General features: G+C 66.4%; 19 protein-coding genes. 10 read left to right on the top strand and 9 right to left on the bottom strand.

Annotation, left to right across the window (positions count from 1 at the left end):
* Nucleotides 1-172 precede the first annotated feature (172 nt).
* Entirely contained in the window at nucleotides 173-559 is a 387-nt protein-coding gene (locus ACIA5H_RS25860; protein WP_355078020.1) for a MerR family transcriptional regulator, read from the bottom strand.
* A 54-nt stretch (nucleotides 560-613) separates the two neighbouring features.
* Between ACIA5H_RS25860 and ACIA5H_RS25855 the strand changes: the two genes are divergently transcribed.
* Nucleotides 614-1,462 (top strand): LLM class F420-dependent oxidoreductase, encoded by an 849-nt coding sequence (locus ACIA5H_RS25855; protein ID WP_397077856.1) that lies wholly within the window; start codon nucleotides 614-616, stop codon nucleotides 1,460-1,462.
* A 74-nt stretch (nucleotides 1,463-1,536) separates the two neighbouring features.
* Here the strand turns inward: ACIA5H_RS25855 and ACIA5H_RS25850 are convergent, their stop codons facing one another.
* The 3 genes from ACIA5H_RS25850 to ACIA5H_RS25840 form a co-directional block, all read right to left on the bottom strand.
* Nucleotides 1,537-2,124 (bottom strand): YitT family protein, encoded by a 588-nt coding sequence (locus ACIA5H_RS25850; RefSeq protein WP_397077974.1) that lies wholly within the window; start codon nucleotides 2,122-2,124, stop codon nucleotides 1,537-1,539.
* A gap of 312 nt (nucleotides 2,125-2,436) precedes the next feature.
* On the bottom strand, nucleotides 2,437-2,919 hold the full coding sequence (locus tag ACIA5H_RS25845) for a hypothetical protein (RefSeq protein WP_397077854.1): 483 nt from the start codon (nucleotides 2,917-2,919) through the stop codon (nucleotides 2,437-2,439).
* A gap of 740 nt (nucleotides 2,920-3,659) precedes the next feature.
* Complete coding sequence (locus ACIA5H_RS25840) at nucleotides 3,660-4,694, bottom strand: hypothetical protein (protein ID WP_379252500.1); 1,035 nt, start codon at nucleotides 4,692-4,694, stop codon at nucleotides 3,660-3,662.
* A gap of 292 nt (nucleotides 4,695-4,986) precedes the next feature.
* Here ACIA5H_RS25840 and ACIA5H_RS25835 point away from each other — a divergent pair, with 292 nt between their 5' ends.
* The 4 genes from ACIA5H_RS25835 to ACIA5H_RS25820 all read left to right on the top strand — a co-directional run bounded on the left by ACIA5H_RS25835 (nucleotide 4,987) and on the right by ACIA5H_RS25820 (nucleotide 9,274).
* Nucleotides 4,987-5,541: an AAA family ATPase gene (locus ACIA5H_RS25835; RefSeq protein WP_397077972.1), complete on the top strand. Its 555-nt coding sequence runs from the start codon at nucleotides 4,987-4,989 to the stop codon at nucleotides 5,539-5,541.
* Between the two features lie 397 nt (nucleotides 5,542-5,938).
* Entirely contained in the window at nucleotides 5,939-6,655 is a 717-nt protein-coding gene (locus tag ACIA5H_RS25830; RefSeq protein ID WP_397077851.1) for a metal-dependent hydrolase, read from the top strand.
* 336 nt (nucleotides 6,656-6,991) lie between these two features.
* Nucleotides 6,992-7,990, top strand: coding sequence for an SMP-30/gluconolactonase/LRE family protein (locus ACIA5H_RS25825; protein ID WP_397077849.1), 999 nt, complete (start codon nucleotides 6,992-6,994; stop codon nucleotides 7,988-7,990).
* Nucleotides 7,991-8,026: 36 nt separating this feature from the next.
* Nucleotides 8,027-9,274 carry a lipase family alpha/beta hydrolase gene (locus tag ACIA5H_RS25820; protein WP_397077847.1) on the top strand — a complete coding sequence of 416 codons (1,248 nt, stop codon included), beginning with the start codon at nucleotides 8,027-8,029 and terminating at the stop codon, nucleotides 9,272-9,274.
* Between the two features lie 42 nt (nucleotides 9,275-9,316).
* Here ACIA5H_RS25820 and ACIA5H_RS25815 read toward each other — a convergent pair whose 3' ends face one another.
* Entirely contained in the window at nucleotides 9,317-10,414 is a 1,098-nt protein-coding gene (locus tag ACIA5H_RS25815) for a hypothetical protein (protein ID WP_356966065.1), read from the bottom strand.
* Nucleotides 10,415-10,754: 340 nt separating this feature from the next.
* Here ACIA5H_RS25815 and ACIA5H_RS25810 point away from each other — a divergent pair, with 340 nt between their 5' ends.
* The 3 genes from ACIA5H_RS25810 to ACIA5H_RS25800 all read left to right on the top strand — a co-directional run bounded on the left by ACIA5H_RS25810 (nucleotide 10,755) and on the right by ACIA5H_RS25800 (nucleotide 14,336).
* Nucleotides 10,755-12,074, top strand: coding sequence for a family 1 glycosylhydrolase (locus tag ACIA5H_RS25810; RefSeq protein ID WP_379252504.1), 1,320 nt, complete (start codon nucleotides 10,755-10,757; stop codon nucleotides 12,072-12,074).
* A gap of 95 nt (nucleotides 12,075-12,169) precedes the next feature.
* A complete protein-coding gene (gene prcB / locus ACIA5H_RS25805; RefSeq protein WP_379252505.1) occupies nucleotides 12,170-12,991 on the top strand; it encodes a proteasome subunit beta in 822 nt (273 codons plus the stop codon).
* A 565-nt stretch (nucleotides 12,992-13,556) separates the two neighbouring features.
* Entirely contained in the window at nucleotides 13,557-14,336 is a 780-nt protein-coding gene (locus ACIA5H_RS25800; protein WP_379252506.1) for a hypothetical protein, read from the top strand.
* On the opposite strand, the gene ACIA5H_RS25795 is transcribed toward ACIA5H_RS25800, so the two are convergent.
* Complete coding sequence (locus ACIA5H_RS25795; protein ID WP_397077842.1) at nucleotides 14,333-14,728, bottom strand: VOC family protein; 396 nt, start codon at nucleotides 14,726-14,728, stop codon at nucleotides 14,333-14,335. The genes ACIA5H_RS25800 and ACIA5H_RS25795 overlap by 4 nt on opposite strands.
* Before the next feature lie 63 nt (nucleotides 14,729-14,791).
* Here ACIA5H_RS25795 and ACIA5H_RS25790 point away from each other — a divergent pair, with 63 nt between their 5' ends.
* Nucleotides 14,792-15,121 (top strand): winged helix-turn-helix transcriptional regulator, encoded by a 330-nt coding sequence (locus ACIA5H_RS25790; RefSeq protein ID WP_397077840.1) that lies wholly within the window; start codon nucleotides 14,792-14,794, stop codon nucleotides 15,119-15,121.
* A 22-nt stretch (nucleotides 15,122-15,143) separates the two neighbouring features.
* Here ACIA5H_RS25790 and ACIA5H_RS25785 read toward each other — a convergent pair whose 3' ends face one another.
* Together ACIA5H_RS25785 and ACIA5H_RS25780 are read right to left on the bottom strand one after the other, a co-directional pair.
* Entirely contained in the window at nucleotides 15,144-16,442 is a 1,299-nt protein-coding gene (locus ACIA5H_RS25785) for an NtaA/DmoA family FMN-dependent monooxygenase (protein ID WP_397077838.1), read from the bottom strand.
* 131 nt (nucleotides 16,443-16,573) lie between these two features.
* Nucleotides 16,574-16,750 (bottom strand): hypothetical protein, encoded by a 177-nt coding sequence (locus tag ACIA5H_RS25780; protein WP_397077836.1) that lies wholly within the window; start codon nucleotides 16,748-16,750, stop codon nucleotides 16,574-16,576.
* 240 nt (nucleotides 16,751-16,990) lie between these two features.
* Here ACIA5H_RS25780 and ACIA5H_RS25775 point away from each other — a divergent pair, with 240 nt between their 5' ends.
* Nucleotides 16,991-17,242 (top strand): hypothetical protein, encoded by a 252-nt coding sequence (locus ACIA5H_RS25775; RefSeq protein WP_397077834.1) that lies wholly within the window; start codon nucleotides 16,991-16,993, stop codon nucleotides 17,240-17,242.
* A 12-nt stretch (nucleotides 17,243-17,254) separates the two neighbouring features.
* Here the strand turns inward: ACIA5H_RS25775 and ACIA5H_RS25770 are convergent, their stop codons facing one another.
* Entirely contained in the window at nucleotides 17,255-17,893 is a 639-nt protein-coding gene (locus ACIA5H_RS25770; protein ID WP_379252512.1) for a TetR family transcriptional regulator, read from the bottom strand.
* Between the last annotated feature and the right edge of the window lie 26 nt (nucleotides 17,894-17,919).

The following is a 17,919-nucleotide window of genomic DNA, read 5'->3' as shown; positions in this document are numbered from 1 at the left end:
CAGGCGAGGTACGGCCAGCCGCACGCCTGCGCCCGAAACGTGCTCATATCGACCCGAGCACCTCGACGGACAGCGGCTCGTTTCCCATCGTGTCCGGCCGTGGCCACTCGGTGCGCCCCGCGCAGTGAGACGGCGCGGGACGTCGTGCCGGATCCGTAGCACCGCGCGGTTGCTACGTCGTGCTCTGCGCGGCGCGGTCGCTCGCTACCGGTACACCGGAGTCGAGCAGAATCGAGGCGAGCAGGTGACGGGAGCGCGCCAGATCCGAGGCAAGCGCGTCCATTCGGTCGATCTCCGACTTCAAGATCGCTACCACCTCGGCACACGGCTCGAACCGCGGAACGGTGTCGCGGGCGCATGGCAGTACCCGACGGATGACATCGGTGGGCAACCCGGCTGCCAGAAGAGCACGGATACGAAGAACGGTCTCGACGGTGGAGTCGTCGAATCTGCGGTAGCCATTGCCGCCACGCGCTGCCGTCAGCAAACCCTGCCGCTCGTAATAGCGCAATGCCCTCGTGCTGCAACCAGTGCGCTGCGCTAGTTCACCGATCCGCATTCCACTCACCTCGACCTTGACCTTGACGCTGGCGTCAATGTTTACCGTAGCCCAATGCAGATCGGAATCTTCACCGGCGTGACCGACGAAAGCATCGGCCCGGCCGACCTCGCCCGGGCAGTGGAAGACCGCGGCTTCGAGTCGCTGTTCGTCGCCGAGCACACGCACATACCGGTCACGGTCACCACGCCATACCCCGGTGGCGACGAGATCCCACCCGACTACCACCGCAATCTCGACCCGTTCGTCACACTGTCGTTCGCAGCCGCCGCGACACAACGGTTACGGATCGGCACGGCCGTAACGCTGGTCGTCCAACGCGATCCGATCATTCTGGCCAAGGAGGTGGCGAGCCTGGACCTGGCCTCGGGAGGACGGTTCGAACTCGGCGTCGGCGTCGGCTGGCTGCGTGAAGAGATGCGCAACCACGGCACCGATCCCAGAACACGAGTTGCGCTACAGCGCGAACGACTCCTTGCGATGACAAACATCTGGAGCCACCGACAAGCCGAATTCCACGGCGAATTCGTCGATTTCGACCCGCTGTACTCGTGGCCGAAGCCAGTCCAGCAGCCGCGCCCTCCAGTGTGGCTCGGCGGCTGGGGACCATCCACACACGAACGCATCCTCGACCACGCCGACGGATGGTTGGCCCCCGTCGGCATTCCACTCGACGAGCTGGCGAGGGGGATCCGCGAACTACAGGCCCTGGCCGACCGCCACGGTCGAGCGCCAGTGCCGGTGATCGCGACACTGTTCCAACCACAGCGCCACCAACTGCAATACCTGGCGGAGTTGGGAATTCACCGCACGTTGCTGGGCATCGTTCCAGTTCTGCCACACGATGCGGCGCTGCACGAGTTGGACCGGCTCGCCGAGGTGAGCTTCGGACCACACCGCTGAACCGACATCGAAGTCACACCCTGTCGTCACTGTGACGATTCGAAGACGCGGCGAAGAGGAGTAGGGGAGTCGAGCTACCCGGCCGGAGCTTCCACCACTTCACCGCCGACGGCAAGCACCGGCTTCGACGGCGAAAACCCCGGCAGGAATCGGTTCACAGCAGGGATCATCAGGTGGATCAGCGGTCCGATCCCGAAGGCGTAGACCAAGGTCCCCACACCGACGCTGCCGCCGAGAACCAATCCCGTCGTCAACACCGTCACCTCGATCGCCGTGCGCACCACCCACACCGATCGTCCGGTGCACCGGACCAGTCCAGTCATCAGTCCATCCCGCGGGCCCGGACCCATACCCGCGCCGATGTACAACACACTCGCCACCGCGTTCAACACGACAGCGGCCCCCATGGCACCGGCCCGCACCGCCAGTGCATCCCACGACGGCAGCCAGGCGAGCCCGGCATCGACCGACACGGCGATCACCACGACATTGCTCACCGTGCCCAGACCCGGCAACTGTCGCAGCGGAATCCAAGCCAACAGCACCGCGACACCGGTCAGTGCTGTGACGGCACCGAAACTGATCGAAACGTGCCGCGCCACACCTTGATGAAACACATCCCACGGATCCAGCCCGAGCCCCGCCCGCACCATCACCGCCATCGAGAACCCGTACAACCACAATCCGACATACAACGCGACCAACCGACGAACCAGCACCGACCCAGCGTGCCCGCGACTGGCCCCCCACAACCAGAGCCAATCACCGATCACTGGACTGCGCCACGACAGCCGCCAGGCGGCCACACCCACCGCACCTCATCACCATGCCGATCCATCGACGCCCGCCGCTAGCCCCGACGAGCCCGATCTAGGAAAATTCCAAGACTCGTCAACCACCCCACTCCAACAGCGGTCGTCGCACCTCCGCACCCGAACGCTCGACATCACGGTACGAAAGGCCTTGCAGGGCGATCAGAAGCCTTCAAGGTTGCCATCGACGTCGAGTAGACGCCTTTCTTCTTCCCGCCACGACTCGAACGTGGCCGGCATCGCGAGTTCGGCCTCCAGCGGCGGATGGATCTCGCCCCGCACCAGGCGCAGCAGGAACTCGGCCATTCCCATCTCGTATCCGTGGTCCTGGCCACGGCTCCTGGGCCGGAAGATCACCTCCCACCGCTCTGGCTCGCCGACGCATCGCCACAGAAAGTCGTCACCTGCCTCGTTCGACGCCCAGGTCAGCTCCCCGTCCGCGACCCGCTGCTCGGCGCGGAACAACATGTGGTCCTCATACGGAGAGCCCTCGAAGTGGGGCGTGCTGATGCCGATCGAGTCACTGATCGCCCCCATCCCATACACCGCGACAAAGTCGCGATAGTCAGCTGGCAGTTCCCATCCGGTCTCGACACGCAGCGCGTCCCAGTCGACCAGGTCGCCGCCATCCGGGGGCGGCGGCATGATTCGGCTCAGCTGTTCTACAGCCCAATGCATGGGTGTCCTCTTGTTTGTCGAGACCGGATTCGTTCGTCTCTACCACCTTGCCCGAGGGCAGAGCTGCCATCCTGGGTAGGGGGCAGGTCCGCAACGATGCGGTCGACGTCGCCCAACCGTTCGTTCCACGACGTCGCCGACCAATCATCCACTGCCGCAGAGCGTTCATACGTCGACGGCATGTTTGCCAAGTTCTTCGTATCGGCGCACACCCGGCCACGCAATACGTCACAGTGACAAAATGTCGATGCACAATCATCTTGCATGCAGCAGGTTACGCAATCAGGTCACTCCCGGAAACGCGGCAGAAGCCCGACAGCCCTCGAACTCACCGGATCATTCTCGCCGTACCGGATCGGACAGACAGACATACGAATACGCTGCACAATCACTGCTGCGAACCGCCCCAAAATTGCGCCGATAATCAACATTATGTCAACTAGAGGACTGGTAACCGCCCCTCCGGTTCGAAGAAGCCTCATCCCCCGGCGCATCCAAGTGAGACGTATCGGCGAGGCTGAGGATCGCGCGGTTGCGAACGACACGAAACCGCCGGCCTCCACCGGCAGCATCATCCACGTGGTGATGACGAAGGACAGCGTGTAGCCGTGCGTTACGACGATGTGGTCGTGGTCGGTGTCCGCGCCGGTTCGCGGCTCGGCGCCGGGCCCAACCCCGAAATATGACCCGGCGTCGAGGAGGCGGATTCAAGCGAGCAAGTCCGCGAGTTCCGCGTGCAGATCCAGCAACGTGGAAATCTGACCGGCTGGACGGCGGCCCATACCGCACTCGGTGGCGATGCCGAACTCGCCGACGACCGAGCGGGCAGCTTCGATCCGTGCCAGCGCGCCGGCACGGCCGTCGGTGGCGTGCACCAGCCCGAGGTGCAAGTCCGTTCCAGATGGCAAAACAAGATCGGCGAGAGGCTTGAAATAGTCGGCATCGGTACGCGAGCGCGGAACCGGCAGGTGAATCCAATCGACCCGCCGCTCCAGCCCGCCCAGGATACGGCCGGCGACCGCAGCCAGCTTGCCGGTATCGGCGGGTTCGGCGAAGTGCCGGTGACCGAAATCGCCATAGCAGAGGTGATAACCAAGATCTACCGGCTCGGGCACAGCACCGCCCAACCGAACGAGCCGCCGCCCCACTTCCTCGAGCTGCGTCGGGTAGTCGGAGCCGAACCACGACGGGAAGACGCCCTCGAAGATGGCGAACTCCACCGCGGCATCCCACTGCACCGCAAGATCTTCCGCCGGGATCGTGCCGAGGATGACGGCGAGTTCGTCGAGCAGCCGCGCCTCGTACCTGCGCTCCAACTCGCCCTGCGGACCCGCGACGAACGCACCGATCACCGCGATAGGCGTTGGCAAGCTCACCTGGAACCGAATGCCCGCGGGGATCGTCCCGTCCTCACGCAGCCGGTGGAAGACTCGCCAGGATTCCAGCGCCGCCTCCGCGTAACCCAAGGGACCGAAGTCGATCGACGCCGCGTCCACGCCGGGCTTGGGCCGCACCCGCTCGCTCGGCCCGTACTCGGGGCTCGGCGGCGGAATGGTTTCCAGGTCCGGATGCGCCTGCATCTTGGGCAACTGCCACACTACCCAGTTGTCCCGAACTCCGGTCTCCCCATCCGGAATGCGCTTCAAGTGCTTGCCGATTCGCCGCGACGCCTCGGTGAAGACTGTTTCCGCATCCGCCAACGGCACACTGCCGCACAGATGAACTCCGCGCCCCTCACCCACCACAACCTCCTCCGCAGGGCCTACCACTGGTTGAGCCGATCTGATCGAAACCAGACATTTGCCACGCTTCGTCCAGACGTCCGGATCGAGATATAGCTATCGATCATCTAGCGCTATGCGATGCAGCGTATGCGCGGAGTGCGAAGTGAGATCCCCAGGTCTGGGAAACCATCGGCGATAGGTTCACTGGCCGAACACGCCCTCCTTCCGGCTTGCCGGTCATGGCGCTGCGCAACGAGAATCAGGCCCTTCGCCGACTTGTTCTTCTCGATCGCCCCGGAGGTTCGTCGCCATCTGCGAACTACTCGTTCTCGTCAACGGACTACCCGGCTCCGGGAAGTCCACCTTGGCTCCGGCGCTGGCGCTCGAACTCGGTGCGCACCTGATCACGCGGGACGCCATCAAAGAGGCGCTGGGCTCAGGGCTCGATCACACCGCGGTACTGCCGAATATCGGGGCGATCGCGACAGAGGCCGCCTGGGCGCTGGCCGCCGCGCTTCCCGGTGTCGCGGTGATCGACTCGTGGTGGTTCAAACCCCGAGATGCGCGCTACGCCGCCAACGGCATCGCGAAATCGGGCGCGACGCGAGCAGTGGAGGTCTGGTGCTCGGTTCCGCCCGAGCTCGCCCGCGACCGATACCGCGACCGATACCGCGGCCGTACACGTGCCGCCCTGTACCACGACGACGCGCACCTCGCGCACGACTGGGACCACTGGGCGCGCCTGGCGGAACCGCTCGCGCTCACGCCGGTCGTCGCCGTCGACACCACCGGCCCGGTCGACGGATCCGACCTCGCGCGCCGGATCATGGCAGCAGCGACTGTTGCCATCGGCGACGTCCTCTAGCACTGGATTCACATCACGCCTGGTCCCCCGGCCTCGATGCTGCTTTGGTTTGAGTCCGGCTGGATCGAAACTTCGGTTGTAGGCGGGAATCATGCATATATACGCAAAGGAACGTATCGCAATTTTTTCCTTCACGCGCTGATGCACGCGCACCGCGGATCGCTTCAAGCGACGCTCATGATGTCGCGAGGTATGCATGAAAGGTTCTCACGCCCGCATCCCGCGCTGATCCGGATTGTTCACCTACAGAATGTTTTACGCTTCGCCACGACTCTTACCAGCACTCCCCTACCTCATTTCCGCGCAAGCCCGAACGCAGGACACGCTTCCCGCCCGACTTCCGACCTCGCACAGCGGCATTCGCGAACCGATAGCAAGCTGAACTAACGTTCGAATCGTGCTTGGACATTCACATGCGACCAGTGGCGCGTTGGCCTGGTCGGCGGCAGCGGCGACGCTACCGGTCACGATCTTGACGTTTCCGGCTCTCCAGGATGCGACGGGACATCTCGGTACCGTCGACCTGTTGCTCGGCGTCTTTCTCACGGCCGGGGCCGCACTGCTGCCAGACGCGGACCACCCCGACGGGACCATCTCGCACACTTTGGGTCCGATCACGCACACCGCATGCAAGCTCATCTCCTGGGCCTCCGGCGGCCATCGCGGCGCCACGCACTCCCTGGCCTTCGTCGCGGCCGCCGCCTACGGCACGTGGGCCGGCGAGCACTGGCTCGGGCACTGGTTCACCCTGAGCCTGGTCTTCTTCCTCCTCGCCCTGGCTGTGCGCGCACTGCATCTGTGCCCGTCCGGCAACAACTTCAAGGCATGGGGACCGATCGTCGTGCTCGCCTCCGCGGGCACGTTCGCCATGGAACATTGGATCGCCGACAAGCCGGTCTGGCTGCCGTTCGCGGTCGGACTCGGCGCACTGGCCCACCTGCTCGGCGACTGCCTCACCGAGCGCGGCTGCCGCCTGTTCTGGCCCTTCGGCCTACGAGTCAGCCTTCCCGTCATCGAGCGCACCGGGAACAAGGTCGAAACCTTCATCATCGCACCACTTTTCACGATCGGTACCCTGGCAATTCTCTGGTACACCATCACCCACCAGCCCTGACGTCTCGAGGCCGCTGCCCAGGCCACCGCGCTCCCGGCGGCGCGATTGCCGCGACAGGCGGCCTGGGCAGCAGCATGAGGGGCCGCCCGTTCCGCGTAGTCGTCGCCGATCTCGCACGCTCCCCTTCCCTTCAATGCTGCTTTGGTTCGTTCGGGTTGAGTGAGTTTGGTTAGAATAATGGGGGTAACATTCGTAGATGCGCATATCTACGTAGCGACATGTTTTTCGCACTGCGAACGCATCCGTCCTGGGTACCTCCGCCTCCGCCCATAAGGGGTCCCCGACCGCGCACCGTTTCTCCCGAGGCCTCCGCACTCCCCCGGCTACCCTGATGCCATGCTCGCCTCGACCATGCAGCCGCAACGCTGGACACCACCGCGCTCCCCCGCACGAGCGCATCAAACTCGTAGTGCTCCACCTCTTCCCGACATCCGGCGCCTCGAGCTGCCGGGTGCAGGCCCGGAAGATGTCGTCCTCTCCCCCGACGGCAGGATCATCGCGGGCGTCGAAGGCGGTGCGGTCCTCAGCATCGATCCGGCGACCGGCGACGTCCGTGAACTCGCGAACACCGGAGGTCGTCCGCTCGGTCTGCACGCCGACGCCGAGGGGCGCGTGCTGATCTGCGATTTCGAACGTGGACTGCTGGAGCTGGACGCCGAGGGCGGGCTGAACGTCCTGGTCGACGAAATCGACGGCGAGCGACTACGGTTCGCCAGCAATGTGGTGCGCGATGCCGACGGCACGATCTACTTCTCGGCGTCGTCGCGCCGGTACTCGCTCGACGAATACATGGGTGACATCCTGGAGCACTCCGGCACGGGTCGCCTGTTCCGCCGGGACCCCGCGGGCAACGTGGAGACGCTCATCGACGATCTGCAATTCGCCAACGGCGTCGTCCTGGCACCCGATCGCTCCAGCGTCGTCGTCGCGGAGACCGGCGGCTACCGTCTCACGCGCTATTGGCTGACCGGCCCGAAGGCGGGAACGCAGGAACCGTTGATCGAGAATCTGCCCGGATTCCCCGACAACCTCGGCCTCGGCAGCGACGGCCTGATCTGGATCACGCTTCCTTCGCCGCGTAATCCGTTGCTGGATCGCCTGCTTCCGCTGCCTGGCATTCTGCGGCGCATCGTGTGGACGCTGCCGAAGTGGGTGCAGCCGAAGCCTGCGCGGACGGTGTGGGTGCTGGCGGTCGATTTCGACGGCAACGTCGTGCACGACCTTCAGGTCGAGGGCACCGACTATTCGATGGTGACCGGCGTGGTCGAGCAGGACGGCGTGCTGTATCTGGGCAGTCTCACCGAGGCGGCGGTGGCCGTGTCGCGGGTGCCGTAGGGTTCACTTTTCAGTGCACACTTGTACACTGAGGTTGTGACGGAGGGTGTGCCCCAGCGGCAAGCGGAGGTCAGGGCGCTGGCCCGGCTGGCCGGTGACGAACTCGGCGGTGCGGTCGACGGGATCGCGGCCGTGCACCGGGCGATCGCGCAGCGCGTGTTCGCGGCGGTGCGGTGGGGCGTGGGGCCTGCGGCGGCTCCGGTCGAGTTGATGCACGATGCGATCGCGGAGAGCGTCTACCGCGTGGTCGGTGGATCCGCGGTGGCGGTGGGCATGGTCGCGGAACGGGCAGCGGATCTGCCCGGCGTCGCACCGTCACGCACGGTGTACGGCTCGGGATTGCTGGCCGCGCTGCAGGGTTTGATCGGTGATGATCTCGAACGGACGCGGCCGATTCTGGCCGGTCCGATGACGTTCCGGATCGACGGCGCTCCCGTGCCCGCGGAGCTCGTCGGTGCGCGCGTTCAACGGCCCACCGCGCACGTCGTGGTGTTCTTGCACGGCTTGGTGGAAACCGAGCACGCGTGGGGTTTGGGCGGCGGGCCGACCTATGCCGAGCGTCTGGAGTCCGATACGGGATGCACGTCGTTGCAGGTCCGGTACAACACCGGTCTGCACATCTCGGAGAACGCGGCGCAGTTCAGCGAGCTGATGCAGGGCTTGGTCGACGGGTGGCCGGTGCCGATCGAGCGGGTGTCGCTGGTAGGTCATTCGATGGGTGGGTTGGTCGCCCGAGGTGCGTGCTTTGTGGCGAGTGAAGCCGGGGTGCCGTGGGTGCGGCGGGTGCGCCGCGTGGTGTGCCTGGGTTCACCGCATATGGGCGCGCCGCTGGAGCAGTTGGTGCATTACGCGTCGGCGGCGCTGGTGCGGTTTCCGGAAACTCGTCCGTTCGGGCGGCTGTTGCGTCGCCGCAGCGCGGGTATCCGGGACCTTCGGGACGGCTCCCTGGTGGACGAGGATTGGCGTGATCTGGACGCCGACGCGCTGCGTCGCCGGGTGGTTCGGGAGGTTCCGCTGCTGCGGGACGCGGAGCATTATTTCGTTACCGCCACGGTCACGAGGAATTCGCGGCATCCGCTGGGGCGTGTGATCGGTGACGGTCTGGTTCTGACACCGAGTGGCTCGGGCCGGGCTCGGAGCCGGCGCATCGGGTTCGATGTCGACAAAGGTATGCATGTCGCGTCGGCGCATCACTTCACGTTGCTCAATCACGCGGCGGTCTACCGCGCCTTGCGTACGTGGTTGGCCTCGGAATCGGCTGGGTCCGAGGAAGTTTCTCGCTGAACTCCCGGCGGGGCAGGGCGTGGCCGTGCCCCGCCTCGGCGTTCAGAGAAGGTCTTCGGGGTCGGCGTCGGCTTCGAGGCGCACGTCTTCGGCGAAGCGGGTTTCGGTTTCGGCGTCGTCGTGCTCGGTGTGGGCGGCGTAGAGCAGCAGGCAGCCGCGGATACCGTCGAGGAGGTCTTCCAAGAGGTCGAGAGCGGGGCGGGCGGGGTCGAGTCGGCTGATGCGGAAGCTGGTGAGCATTGCTTCGCGGGTGTCGGCGTCGACGCCGAATCGGTGGGCTTGGGCTTCGATGTCGGCGACGCGGGCCACGAGGCTCCAGGGGGCCGGGACGCGGCCTTCGTGGACGGCCATCGCTTCGGCGATCAGGTCGAGGACGACTTCGGTCGGGGTGTCGCCTGCGGCGAGTCGTTCGAGGACGAGGGTGGGTGTCTCGACTTGGAGTGCTTCGATGTCGTCGGCTTCGGCGACGACATCGGTGGTGGCTACGTTCGCGGCCTCGCCTGCGACTTCGGCGGCGGCGTAGAGCCAGTGTGCCGCGGCGACGGAGGCGGAGGCGGGGTCGAGTTCGGTGAACAGCTCGATGCTGCCGAGTGGGTCGTTGCGCAGGAGTGCGTCGGCGGCGTGGACCTGGGCCGGGGATACGTCGGGGCGGGACAGTTCGACGGCTTGGCGGGCGCGGCCGGAGAGGTCGCCGCGTTCGGCGGATTCGATGGCTTCCTGTTCGGTGCGTACCTCGGCGGCGACGGTTTCGAGCAGGGCGGCGTGGTCGATGTCGTGCAGGGTGCGGCCGATGCGGTGGGCGGATTCGACGACGCCGCTGTAGGAGACGAGTAGTCCTTCGTCGGTGGGCAGGTGGGGATTGCGCAGTCCAGCTTCGACTTCTTTGAAGTTGCGGCGTTCTTCGGCGCGGCGCCATGCTTCGCTGTTGGGGACGTCGGGGTCGCCCGCGGCGCTGGCGGGGTGGGTGTAGGTGCGCCATTGGAACCGCGAGAGGGTGGTGAGGTTCGACGCCAGATCGGTTGCCTGGTCCGTGGTCACCTGCGGGGGCAGGGTGGCCACCGTCTGGGCGAGGTCGCCTCGTCCGGTCGCCCAGGTGGCGACGAGGGCGGCGCGGTCGGCATCGAATGCGTATCTGGTCACCTGGGCAAGTCTGGTCGATCGGCGGCGGATGCGCTCGGTCAATTGATTCGCTTGTGTGATGTTGTGCGGCGTTTCCTGGGGACGCGCTGGGAGGATGGGGCTATGACTGTCGATCATGGTGATCCGGGCGGCGGCCCTTCGGCAGCCGAGGTGGCGAGAACTATTGCGGCCGGGTCGAATACCGCGAGGTCGGCGAGTGCGGCGGAGGATGGTTCGCCGTGGGCGTGGAGTTGGCGCGGCGGTCGGGGTCGGGGTCGGGGTCGGATTGTGACGGTTGTGGGATCTACGACACGCGAGTTCTTCCCCCGATCGCCAGCAATCTCACAGTTACGCTACGGCGATGCGTACACGCACTCACCGGCGCGGGTTCGCCGCGTTGTCGGCCGCTGCGGCGATGCTGATGGCTTCGGGGGTTTCCGCTGCTCAGCCGGGCCGGGAGTTGCCCGCGTTCGGTAGGGATTTCTTGTGGGGCGTGGCGTCGTCGGGGTTTCAGTCCGAGGGCCATGCACCGGACAGCAACTGGTCGCGTTTCATCGCGTCGGGTGGGACGGCGGATCCGTATCTGGATTCGGTGGACTTCGCTCGCCGCTATCTCACCGATATCGATCTGGCGGCGCGGCTGGGCGTGCGGGTGTATCGGGTGGGTATCGAGTGGGCGCGGTTGCAGCCGGCGCCGCATGCCTGGGATGAGGCGGCGTTCGGGTTCTACGACGATGTGATCGCCCGGATCGTCGCGGCGGGGATGCGGCCGATGCTGACGTTGGATCACTGGGTGTATCCGGGGTGGGCGGTGGATCGGGGCGGGTGGCGCGATCCGGGCATGGTGGAGGATTGGCTGGCGAACATGCGCAAGGTGGTGCAGCGGTATGCCTCGCGTGATCCGCTGTGGGTGACGTTCAACGAGCCTGTGGCGTATGTCGGCACCGAGTTGCGCACGGGTGGGATCGGTGTCGATGAGGCGCCGGTGATGCTGGATCGGATCGCGCAGGCGCACAACGAGATCTACGACGTCATCCACGGTTATCGGTCGGGCGCTCAGGTGACCAGCAATCTGGGGTATGTGGCGGGTGCGGAGACGGAGGTGAATCAGCCGATCGTGGATCGGATTTCGGCGAAGTTGGACTTCATCGGTCTGGACTATTACTTCGCTCCGTTGCCGCAGACCGGGGAGGCGGCGCAGGGCGGTGCGGAGGGGGGTCCGCCGATGTGGGAGCTGCCGGTGCATCCGGAGGGTATCTACTACGCGTTGCGGCATTACGCGCGCCAGTTTCCGGGGCGGCCGCTGTATGTGGTGGAGAACGGGCTTCCGACGGAGAACGGGCAGGTGCGCCCGGATGGGTATACCCGCGCCGATCATCTGCGGGACACGGTGTATTGGTTGCAGCGGGCGAAGGCCGATGGGATGAATGTGGTCGGCTACAACTATTGGAGTCTGACGGACAACTATGAGTGGGGTTCCTATGCGCCGCGGTTCGGGCTCTATACGGTCGATGTGCTGACCGATCCGACGTTGGCGCGCCGCCCGACCGATGGGGTCGACGCGTATGCCCGGCTGATCCGCGCGGGTGGTGTGGCGCCGGATTATCGGCCGACGCGGGCTCCGGTTCCCTGTGTCCACATCGATGCGGCGGAGACCTGTGTCGGGGAGGATCCGGCCTAGCGCGGTTGTCGCCGGGTGGTGGTGGGGTTCCGGTAACGTCGGGCGGAAGTGCACGCGTTCGCGGGTGGGGCACGCTCCGCCCGGAGAGGTGATTCATGACGACCGATAGTCACCTGCCGCTCGGCTTGCGGTACCCGGCGGCGTCCTTCTCGGAGTATCTGCGCCGGTATGCGCCGCGGTTGTTGCCGGATCCGGATTTCGGCGGTGGCGCGAGTGGTGTCGCGCCGCACGGGACGACGATCGTCGCGATCGGTTATCGCGGTGGTGTGCTGGTGGCGGGTGATCGGCGGGGCACGATGGCGCATCTGGTGTCGACGCGCGATATGCAGAAGGTGTTCGTCACCGACACGTATTCGGCGGCGGGTTTCGCGGGCACGGTCGGGATGGCGGTGGAGATGATCCGGTTGTTCGCGGTGGAGCTCGAGCATTACGAGAAGATCGAGGGAGCGCCGCTGACGTTCGACGGCAAGGCCACGAAGTTGTCGGCGATGGTGCGGGCCAATCTGCCTGCGGCGCTGCAGGATATGGCGGTGATCCCGGTGCTGGTCGGCTACGACCCGGACGCTGTGGAGCCGGAGCGGGCGGGGCGGATCGTGTCGTATGACGCGGTGGGTGGCCGGCAGGAGGAGCGTTTCGGTTACACGGCGGTCGGTTCGGGGTCGGTGTTCGCGAAGTCGTCGTTGAAGAAGACCTATCACCGTGCGATCGATGCGGAGGCGGCGTTGCGTCTGGCGGTGCAGGCGCTGTTCGACGCGGCCGATGACGATACCGCGACGGGTGGCCCGGATCTGTTGCGCGACATCTATCCGACCGCGGTGCTGGTCGATGCCGACGGCGCGGTGGAGGTGCCGGAGGAGCGTCTGGCGCGGATCGCCCGGGCGGTGGCGGATGCGCGTGCGGCCGCGGAGGGGCACTAGCGGCGGGATGTCCGCTTCGGGCGGTGCTGCTGGGAATGCGTTCGGGCGGCGGGGATTCGCGAATTTCCGGCCGTGTCGAGTTCGTGCCGCGTGAATTTTGTGACCGACGTCCTAGTGCTGTCTTGTTAAGCGTGTCACAGCAATCGGGGCGCGGTGCGTTGGGCATCGTTGCGGTGAAATCTGCGAATGTCGAGTTCAACGCCGTGCGCGAAAAGTTACTCGCCGGTTGGGTCGCTCTTCGTCGGTAGGCCGTGGGAGCTGCGGCGATGCATGGGAGATCGATCACGCTTGCCTGCTGTCGCGCAGCTGCTTACGGTGATTTTCGTCGATGGCCGATGATGCCCGATCGAATTACATCTTATCGATGTGCCGCGATATTCGGCTTCTGGAGCAATTCTGCTGTTATTGCTCTGGGCGGCAAGGTTATTCATGCGGCACCGGCGAAACTGGAGCAATGGTACAACCAACCCCTTGGCAGGCAAGCAAAACGCGCAACCGTCGGAGCCGTGGCTCCGGAGGCACCGGACGCGGGGCGACGCCACCACGGGGTGTGGATTGGGGCTTCTTGTTCGCCGCGACCGCGAGCGCGGTCGGCTTCGCTTTGCTGTTCCAGCCGTGGCTTTCGGCGTCGGGTTCGGGTGGCGAGGCGCGCTCCGACGCGTTCGGCCGGGTCACCGGGGCGACCAATGGTTTCGACGAGTGGTCGGTGTCGAAATTCCGTGACGTGAACATCAGCGGCGCCTGGGGTCTGCTGGCCGCGGCAGCGATGGTCGTCACCGTGTTCGCGGTGGTGGCGCAGCTGCGGTTGCGGACCCGCGGGTTCGCGCACCTGGTGATCGGCTCCAGTGTGCTGGCGGCGATCGTGGTGCTGAGCGCCTTGCTGTACCTGGATGCCAGGGGGCCGGAATTGCGGATCCTGGTCGATCCGGGTGAAGGTCTCGGCGCGGGGTTGCTGCACCGTATCTTCGGCGAGGGTGGGTCAGGCAGCGGGGAACGGCGTATGGCCAGCGCCGGACTCACGCCCGTGGCGTTGGTCGCCGGCGTGCTGAGCTGCGCCGCCGCGGTGGCCGCGATCGCGCAGGGCGCTCGCCGCTACGGCCTCAGCCCGATGCGGGCCCTGTCGTGGTTGGTGACGCCGCCGCCCGCCGAGCCCGAGCAGCCCGCGGCCGTCGCGGCGGCGCCGCGTCCGGCGGTACAGCCGACGCCGGACGCCGCCGAGCGGCTGCTGTGGGACGAACTGGTCTTCGATGACGACTTGGTCGCCAACGTCACGTGGGTGCGGAACACGAACCCGCCGCGGCCGGAAGCCTCGGGGCATCGCTCGACGCCGGTCCTCACCCGCTAGCGCGCGATGGTGTGGTCCGGTCCCAGTACGCGCGCCCGTGTCTCGGGCGACCACTGTACATATTCCAGCTCGGCTCCGTCGGCATGCCGGACATAGACGAATGTGCCGGTGGCGCTGGTGAGTGGTCCTGCGATGAGTTCAGCGCCGTAGTCGGTCACCGTCCGCAGCAGAGCGTCGAGATCATCGACGATGACCGGGCCGACGGTGGTCCGGTAGCGCTCGACATCGTCCGGGTGGCCCGCGATGAGCAGGAAGTCGCCGACGGCGGCGAGTTCGGCGCGCTCGAAGCCGAAACGGAGATCGGCCTTCGCTCCGGCCAGCCGTTCGTAGGTCGGCAGGGCGGTGTCGAGGTCGGTGACGAAGACTCTGGCATAGGTTTTCAGGATGCGCACCGGTCCGACGCTAGGCGCGGATCGGCACGACCGGCAGTACGCACTCGAAGGTGAGTGGTGAGGATGTCCGAGACCGAGGAGCAGCAGGCCAGGGCGGTCGCCCGGCGTGTTTTCGCGGCGCTGTCGACGAAGTGGGCGTTGCGGGTGCTCGAGGAGATCGGGGACGGCGAACGCCGTTTCGGCGAGTTGTATCGGTCGATCGAGGGCGTGAGCTACAAGATGCTGACCGAGACACTGCGTTCGCTGGAACGGGAGGGTTTGGTCGCGCGGCGTGATCACCACACGGCCAATCCTCGGGTGGAGTATTCCCTCACCCCTGCGGGAGACGAGTTGCTGCGGCTGGTGCACGGTATGTGCGCGTGGTCGCGCGCCCATCTCGCCGAGTTGATGTGACTGCGGCTGCGTGCCGCATGTGTCAGTCAGGTAGCGGGGGTAGTTCGAGGTTTTCGCGGAAGGTCGCGCCGACGTAGTCGGAACCGGTGATGCCGCGGCGGCGTAGTTCGGGCAGCAGTCCGTTGACGACGAAGTCGCGGGTGCGTTCGTCGGCGAGTCCGCCGAGGGAGATCACATCGAGAACGCCTGCGTCGTAGCGTTCTTCGATCGCGTCGGCGAGTTGTTCGGGGGTGCCCGCGACGGCCCAGTGGCCGGTGTCTTTGGCGGCGATGATCAGCTCTCGCAGTGTCTTTCCCGACCGTGCGAAGTTGCTGAAGATCTCTACCCGGCCGCGTCGGCGGTGCACGGATGCCACGTCGGGGAGCACGTTGTCCGGGAGGGGCTTGTCCAGCGGCAGGCCGGACAGGTCGACGCCGCCGCCGAGCATGTCGGCGAGGGCGGCGCGTCCCGCTTCGAAGTCGGTCGCCTCGGCCTGTTCCCGCGCCAGGCGCTTCGCTTCGGCTTCGGTGGCGCCGTAGGTGGCGTGGAACGAGCTCATGATCAGCGGCAGGCCTGCGGCGCGGCCGAGTTCGCTCGCGCGGGCGCGAATGCGTTTGGTGTAGGTGACCGCGTCTTCGAGGGTCGGCAGTGAGGTGAACACGACCTCGGCGAATCGCGCGCCCAGTTCGATGCCGCCCGCCGATTGCCCGGCCTGGAATTGCACGGGTCTGCGCTGCGGCAGGGGCGGGATGTTCAGCGGTCCACGGACGGTGAAGTACCGCCCGGCGTGATCGATGGGCCGCACGCGGGTGGCGTCCAGGATCGCGCCGCCGTGCCCGTCGGGAGTCAGCGCGCCGGACTGCCAGCTGTCGAACAGGGCGTTGACCACCTCGAGGGATTCGGTGGCGCGGGCATACCGGTCTTCGGGGCTCGGCAGATCCTGGTCGCCGTAGTTCTCCTCCCCCACCGAGGAAGTCACCGCGTTCCATGCCGCGCGGCCGTTGCTGATGTGGTCGAGGGTGCCGAAGAGCCGGGCGAGGTTGTAGGGGTGGTGGAAGGTGGTGGTCACCGTGGCGATGAGGCCGACGTGCGAGGTGACGGCGCTCAGCGCGGACAGGAAGATCAACGGTTCCTGGGCGCCGATGGCGCCTTGTGCGCCGAAACTGAGCAGGTCGGCGGCGAAGAGGGCGTCGAATTTGTGTTGTTCGGCGATTTTCGCGATCTCGATCGATGACGCGATCGTCGTGGCGGACGGATCGATGGCCGCCGCGTACACGCTGACCGCACCGCTGACTCCCGTGACGGTCTTCAGAGGCCGTCGTCGCCCACCAACTTTGCCCATTGCGGCGACGCTACCGGTGCGCACCGCTGTCGTAACGGGTTGCGATCAGCGAGATGTTTTCTGTCCGAGCGGAATTTGCGGGGCGGTGCCACAGAGGTGATGTGGCATGGCTTCGTACACCGGGGCCGATCCTAGGCCTGTTGTCGCCCGTCGCCGTGGTCCTCGGGGGTCCGGTCCGCGCGCGGCACCCGTACCACTCCGGTGTCGAGATCGATGTCGAACCGCGGTGTATGGGTCTGCCCGTCGCTGTCCTCGCTGCCCTCATGGTTCAGCTTCTTGCCAGGAAACAGCTCCCCGATGACGCCCATACGATCACCATACGCGCGAGCGGGATCCGACCGAGTCCGGCACGGCGCATCCCCGCCGACGGCGTTCGGTCGACGAGTGCGGACGTGATCGCCAGGCGATAGCGGTCGAACGGTTCCATTTCGGCGCCCGAGAGGCTGAGGCTCGGTTAGCATCATGTTCTGCTCCGATCGGCCGAGGACCGCGGCACGGGGAGCGCTGGGCGACCGATACAGGAATCGAACGACAGATCGGCCTACCGAATGGAATACGACGCCGACCTCGCCCAGGCTCGGGTCTTCTTGGAGTTGCTGACCCGGCAAGCCCGGACGTTGGCGCGGGAAATCGAATCCACTTACCGCCACGATCCCGCCGCGCGGCACGAGCTGTACAGCGAATTGTGCGTGGTGCGCCGCTATATCGACCGGCTGCACCGACGGTTCCCCGATACCGCGGGGCCGCAAGTGCGCCGGCAGCTGGTCGTCGCCCCGGGTACACGGCCGGTGCTGGGTTGAGGGGTGCCGGTCTCAGTGCCCCGGCGCGGCGGCCGTGCGCTCGGGGACGGGCACGGTGAGCATGGCGACGATCATGTCCACGATCTCCGCGGCGTCCCCGGGGTGGGCGGTGCGCACCCCTGCTTCCAGGGTGCGTTCGTAGTCGGCGATCAACGCGAACATGACGGTGGCCATGGTTTCCAGGCGCTGCCTGCGCAGCCGCCGCGGCAGAGCGGTCAGCGCGGCGTCGAGGCGGGTGGCGATGATGCGGACGGCGGCGCGGTCGGCGTCGGCGAGACGGTGCGCGTCCGCCACGACGGGATGGGTGCGTACCACTTCCAGGAACCGGCCCAGATGGGTCACCCGGTCGTGGCCGAGCAGTTCGAGGATCGGGGTCGCGAGCATGGCGACGAGGGTGTGCACGTCGTTGGTGCGGCCGTCGGCCTCGTGGGCGGCCAGCAGTTGCATGCGCCGCTGTTCGAGCCAGTTCATCCGGCGCTCGACGATGGCCTCGATCAGTCCGGTGCGCGAATCGAAGTAGTAGTGCACGGCGGAGTTGTTGCGCTGGCCCGCGGCGGCGGCGATGTCGCGCAGCGGCACGTCGAGGCCGCGTTCGGCGATGAGGCGTTCTCCGGCGTCGAGCAAGGCGGTGCGCGATTCGTCGCTCGGCATGCACGCACTCTACTAAACACCAGTAT

Source organism: Nocardia sp. NPDC051900 (assembly GCF_044452545.1).
GTDB classification, from domain to species: domain Bacteria; phylum Actinomycetota; class Actinomycetes; order Mycobacteriales; family Mycobacteriaceae; genus Nocardia; species Nocardia sichangensis.
The sequence above is the reverse complement of the archived record's forward strand: the minus strand, read 5'-3'. Positions and strand labels throughout refer to the sequence as shown.